We start from the raw sequence: 4,974 nt of genomic DNA on the forward strand, positions 1-4,974 counted from the left end.
GCCGACGGTGCAGGTCGTGAACGAATTGCTTCTCCGTGTAACTGAAAAGTGAATCTTCGGGCATGACTAGAGATCATGGAGAGCACCAAGCGTGAGCCGGGTGCGCAGGGCGAGCATCCCGGCACCGAGCCCGTGACCCTCGAGAACCAAGGACGCCCGCGCACCGACTGGATCGTCTACGGCGTCACCGCGGTGCTGTCGGCGGCGTTCGTGATCTGGGGAATGGCGGACACCGGCAGCCTGAGCTCGGCGGCGCAGTCGACGCTGGACTGGCTGCTGGCGAACGTCGGCTGGCTGTTCGTCCTCGCCGCCACCGGGTTCGTGATCTTCTCGCTGTGGCTCGCGTTCAGCCGGTACGGGCGGATCCCGCTCGGCCAGGAGGGCGACGAGCCCGAGTTCCGCACCGTGTCGTGGATCGCGATGATGTTCAGCGCGGGCATGGGCATCGGGCTGATGTTCTTCGGCATCGCCGAGCCGCTCACGCACTTCGTCGAGCCACCGCCGGGCACCGACCCGGCGCAGAGCGAGGCCGCGATCGAGACGGCCATGGCGACCACGATGTTCCACTGGACGCTGCATCCGTGGTCGATCTACGCCGTGCTCGGCCTCGCGATCGGGTACAGCCACTACCGGCGGGGCCGCAGTCAGCTGATCAGCTCGGCGTTCGTGCCGCTGCTCGGCCGCCGGCACGCCGAGGGCTCGGTCAGCAAGCTCATCGACATCCTGGCGCTGTTCGCCACGCTGTTCGGCTCGGCCGCCTCGCTCGGCATCGGCGCCCTGCAGATCCGGACCGCCATGCAGGAGGCGGGCTGGATCAGCAGCCTCGGCACCACCGTGCTCGTGCTGATCATCCTGGTGCTGACGATCTGCTTCATCCTGTCGGCGGTGTCCGGCGTCGCGCGCGGCATCCAGTGGCTGTCCAACATCAACATGGTGCTGGCCGCCTTCCTGGCGGTCTTCGTCTTCGTCGTCGGCCCGACGGTGTTCATCCTGGAGCTGCTGCCCACCTCGATCGGCGTCTACATCCAGGACTTCGGCGAGATGGCGTCCCGGTCCGGGGCGACGGGCGGCGAGCCGATGAAGACGTTCCTCGCCAACTGGACGATCTTCTACTGGGCGTGGTGGATCTCGTGGGCGCCGTTCGTCGGCATGTTCCTCGCCCGGATCAGCCGCGGCCGCACCATCCGGCAGTTCGTCGGCGGCGTGATCCTCGTGCCGAGCGTGGTCAGCCTGGTCTGGTTCGCGATCTTCGGCGGGACGGCCATCCACCAGCAGCACGACGGCCTGAACCCGTTCGGGAACGGCTCGGAGGAGCAGATCACCTTCAACGTCCTCGGCAACCTGCCCTGGGAGGTCCTCACCGCGATCGTCGTGATGGTCCTGGTGGCGATCTTCTTCGTCTCCGGCGCGGACGCGGCGTCGATCGTCATGGGCACGCTGTCGCAGCGGGGCAACCCCGGCCCGTCCCGCTGGGTGGTGATCTTCTGGGGCGCGATGACCGGCGGCGTCGCGGCGATCATGCTGGTGATCGGCGGCGACAAGGCGCTGAACGGCATCCAGAACATCACGTTCATCGGCGCCCTGCCGTTCGCGATCGTCCTGATCCTGCTGTGCTTCTCGCTGGCCAAGGACCTGCGCTCCGACCCGATGATGCGCCGCCAGAACAAGGGCGCCGAGGTCCTGGAGGACGCGGTCGTCACCGGCGTCCGGCGCCACCGGGGCGACTTCGAACTGCAGATCCAACCGTCCGAGGCGTCCCCCGACGACGCCGGCCCCCGCGTCCCGCTGCGGAAGGAGGGCGCCGCGCCGGAGGACACCGTCAGACGATCGGACGGTTCTTCCTGATCCGGCGGCGGACGTCGTAGAGGTAGAGGTTGAAGGGGAACTCGCGGGCCGGGCGCGGCAGCACGCGGTTGCCCAGGGCCATGACGCGGGTCAGGCGGTCGAAGCGCGCCTGGTCGCGGGGCGTCCACGGGTAGCCGAGCGCGTCGCGGAACGGCTGCGGCAGGAAGCCGAGGGTCAGGAAGCGGTGCAGGCGGCCGAACTGCCAGCGCAGCGGCGCCGGGAAGAGCCGCAGCTCGGTGAGGTCGCGCAGGTAGCCGCGGGTGACGCCGTCCATCTCGATCTGGGCGAGCCCGGCCTGCCAGTAGTCCTCGAACGCGGCCCGGTCGGCCGGCCACATGTCCTCGGTGACCTGGAGGGTGGTGCCGAAGCGGGCGCCGTACCGGTACATCTCGGCGGCCTGCTCGGGGGTCGGCTCCCCGTACAGCATCGTGTAGATCATCTCGATGCCCTGGTAGAGGCAGGCGGCGACCCAGAGCTGGAGGTCGCGGTCGAAGGCGTTGTACGCGACGGGCTCCTTCGCGCGGACGTGCCTGTGCTGCCGGTTCACCTCCTCGCGCATCGCCAGGCGCTCCGCCTCGGTGCCGAGCATGGCGACGGCGATGTAGCTGAGGGTGGTGCGGGCCCGCTTGACCGGGTGCTTGTCGACGCGTCCGCTGTCGACGGTGCTCTCGGCGACGCCGTGCCCGACGGGGAGGCGGGAGAGCTGCATGACGACGTTGGCCGCCGCGGCGGCCAGCGCGACGCCGCTGATGGAGTCGGAGACGACCTTCGGGGGCGTCTCCTCCGCGGTCGTGGTCATCCGGCCTCACCCCTCTGATACGTAGAGACGGAATTCGTCTCACTGTGCCAGGTGTAAGTGAGCGCTTGCAAGGGCGCCCGGGAGTGGGCGCCCTCACAACACGTCAAGCGTACGGATCCTCCTTCGCGAGGACGTGGTCGGCGAACCCCTTCAGGGCGTCCAGGGTGTGCAGGTAGGCCATCGGGCCGTAGGAGACGCGGGCGACCCCCATCTCCGCGAGCTCCTTCAGGGACGTCCCCGGGAAGTCGTTCGCGTTCACCGGCCCCGGGATGCCCTTGACCAGGGCCCGGACGGCGTCCGGCGGCGCCATGATCGGGTACACGCAGTCGGCTCCGGCCTCCAGGTACAGCCGGCCCCGGGCGATCGCGGCCTCGACCGGGTCCGCCACCTGGGCGACGAACGTGTCGGCGCGGGCGTTGATCACCAGCGCGTCGCCGGCGGCGGCCCGGACGGCGGCGATGTACTCGGCCTGCTTCTCCGGGGCGGCCAGCTCCCCGGCGTAGGTGTCCTCCAGATTGCAGCCGGCGGCGCCGATGGCGAGCAGCCGCTCGACCAGCTCGGCGGGCCGCAGCCCGTACCCGGCCTCGGCGTCCACGGTGACGGGCACGGTCGCGGCGCGGATGACGCGGCCGGCGGCGGCGAACATCTCCTCCGCCGGCGCCCCCTCATGGTCGGGATAGCCGAGCATGGCGGCGATGGCGGCGCTCGCCGTGGCGAGCGCGGGAAATCCGGCCTCCTGGACGATCGTGGCGCTGCCCGCGTCCCAGACGTTCGGCAGCAGCAGCGGGTCCCCGGGGCGGTGCAGGTCACGAAGGCGTGCGGCGTTCTCGGTCATGGATTTCCCCTTCCCTTTTCCAGGGAGACCTTGCAAGCCACGGGAGTGTGACATCGGCCCCCGGCGGGCCTACGGCGCGGCCCGTGCGTGAGTTAGCGTCAAGTGATCATCTACCCGCGATGAGGGAGTGCGCATGCTGCCCTGGTCCGCCGAGCTCGCCGGCCGCCTGGAAGACCACGTCGTCAGCAGTGAGCTGCTGCGCGGCAACCCGCTGAAGGACCCGCACGAGCGGCCGGTGCTGGTCTACGTCCCGCCCGGCTACGACGACGAGCCGGACCGCCGCTATCCCAGCGTGTACGTGATCACCGGGTTCACCGGGCACGTCGGGATCTGGCGCAACCGGATGCCTTACCGGCAGCCGTTCCCGGAGACGGCCGACGCGGTGTTCGCGTCCGGCGAGGCACCGCCCGCGATCGTCGTGTTCGTGGACGCCTGGACGGCGCACGGCGGCAGCCAGTTCGTCGACTCGCCCGGCACGGGCCGCTACCACTCCTACATCTGCGACGAGATCGTCCCGTGGGTGGACGCCCGCTACCGGACGCTGGACGCCCCCGAGCACCGGGCGATCAGCGGCAAGTCCAGCGGCGGCTACGGCGCGATGATCACGCCGATGCTGCGGCCCGACCTGTTCGGCGCGCTCGCGACGCACGCCGGGGACGCGCTGTTCGAGTACTGCTACCTGACCGAGTTCCCGAAGTGCGTCCGGCACCTGCGCAAGTACGGCGGCGACATCTGGCGCTGGTGGAGCGACTTCAACTCCCGCACGTCGTTCACCAAGCCCGAGGACATGGAGCTGCTCAACATCCTCGGCATGGCGCTGTGCTATTCGGCCCGCGAGGACGGCACGCCCGAGCTGCCGTTCGACCCGGTCACCGGCGTCCTCCGGCAGGACGTGTGGGAGCGGTGGCTGGCGTGGGACCCGGTCCGCATGGTGCCGGGCCACGCCGAGGCGATGCGGTCGCAGCGCGCGATCTGGATCGACGGCGGGACCCGCGACGAGTGGTACCTCGACATCGGCGCGCAGGCGTTCCACCAGGCGCTTCTCGACGCCGGCGTCAAGGAGGACGTGATCGGCTTCGAGCTGTTCGACGCGGGCCACGGCGGCATCGACTACCGCTACCCGCTCGCCCTCGCCTGGCTCTGCCGCCGCATCGCCCCCTGACACCCGCGGTCCGCGACGGGACGGGACGGGCCGCTCGACCGGCCCGGCCCGTCCGCGCTGTCCAGGCACGACATTCCAGTGGTTCCATTAACACCCCGACAGAAGTTGAAAATCCAATACCAAATGGATTTATTGACACCTTTCACAATTCAGGGTGCACTTCGGGGCAGCTCATCCGGATGAGTCCCCCATCCAAACCCCCCGCCGGGCGGGCGGCGGCGCGACGGAGCGCTCCCACAAGGAGCTCCACGTGCCACTCCCCCTCCCCGTCCGGCATGTGGAAGGAGCACCCCCGTGAGACACCAGACCGCGATCGGGGCGGCGGCACTGTCC

The 4,974-nt window shown here is 69.9% G+C and carries 4 protein-coding genes; 2 read left to right on the plus strand and 2 right to left on the minus strand.

Features of this window, described 5'->3' with window-relative positions; genetic code table 11:
- Positions 1-75: 75 nt before the first annotated feature.
- Positions 76-1,845, plus strand: coding sequence for a BCCT family transporter (locus E1293_RS44440; protein ID WP_132205782.1), 1,770 nt, complete (start codon positions 76-78; stop codon positions 1,843-1,845).
- Here the strand turns inward: E1293_RS44440 and E1293_RS44445 are convergent.
- Both E1293_RS44445 and E1293_RS44450 read right to left on the minus strand, forming a co-directional pair.
- The gene (locus tag E1293_RS44445) at positions 1,820-2,644 is read right to left on the minus strand and encodes an oxygenase MpaB family protein (RefSeq protein WP_132205784.1); all 825 of its coding nucleotides are present in this window, start codon (positions 2,642-2,644) and stop codon (positions 1,820-1,822) included. The two genes, E1293_RS44440 and E1293_RS44445, sit on opposite strands and share 26 nt — an antisense overlap.
- Positions 2,645-2,747: 103 nt before the next feature.
- The gene (locus E1293_RS44450; protein ID WP_132205786.1) at positions 2,748-3,479 is read right to left on the minus strand and encodes an isocitrate lyase/PEP mutase family protein; all 732 of its coding nucleotides are present in this window, start codon (positions 3,477-3,479) and stop codon (positions 2,748-2,750) included.
- Between the two features lie 133 nt (positions 3,480-3,612).
- Here E1293_RS44450 and E1293_RS44455 point away from each other — a divergent pair, with 133 nt between their 5' ends.
- A complete protein-coding gene (locus E1293_RS44455; protein ID WP_132205788.1) occupies positions 3,613-4,641 on the plus strand; it encodes an alpha/beta hydrolase in 1,029 nt (342 codons plus the stop codon).
- Positions 4,642-4,974 lie beyond the last annotated feature (333 nt).

Source organism: Actinomadura darangshiensis (assembly GCF_004349235.1).
Classification (GTDB): domain Bacteria; phylum Actinomycetota; class Actinomycetes; order Streptosporangiales; family Streptosporangiaceae; genus Spirillospora; species Spirillospora darangshiensis.

Excerpts from the sequence above, each read along its gene's own strand:
- E1293_RS44445 (WP_132205784.1), bottom strand. The coding sequence starts at position 2,644 with ATGACCACGACCGCGGAGGAGACGCCCCCGAAGGTCGTCTCCGACTCC.
- E1293_RS44440 (WP_132205782.1), top strand. The coding sequence starts at position 76 with ATGGAGAGCACCAAGCGTGAGCCGGGTGCGCAGGGCGAGCATCCCGGC.
- E1293_RS44450 (WP_132205786.1), bottom strand. The coding sequence starts at position 3,479 with ATGACCGAGAACGCCGCACGCCTTCGTGACCTGCACCGCCCCGGGGAC.
- E1293_RS44455 (WP_132205788.1), top strand. The coding sequence starts at position 3,613 with ATGCTGCCCTGGTCCGCCGAGCTCGCCGGCCGCCTGGAAGACCACGTC.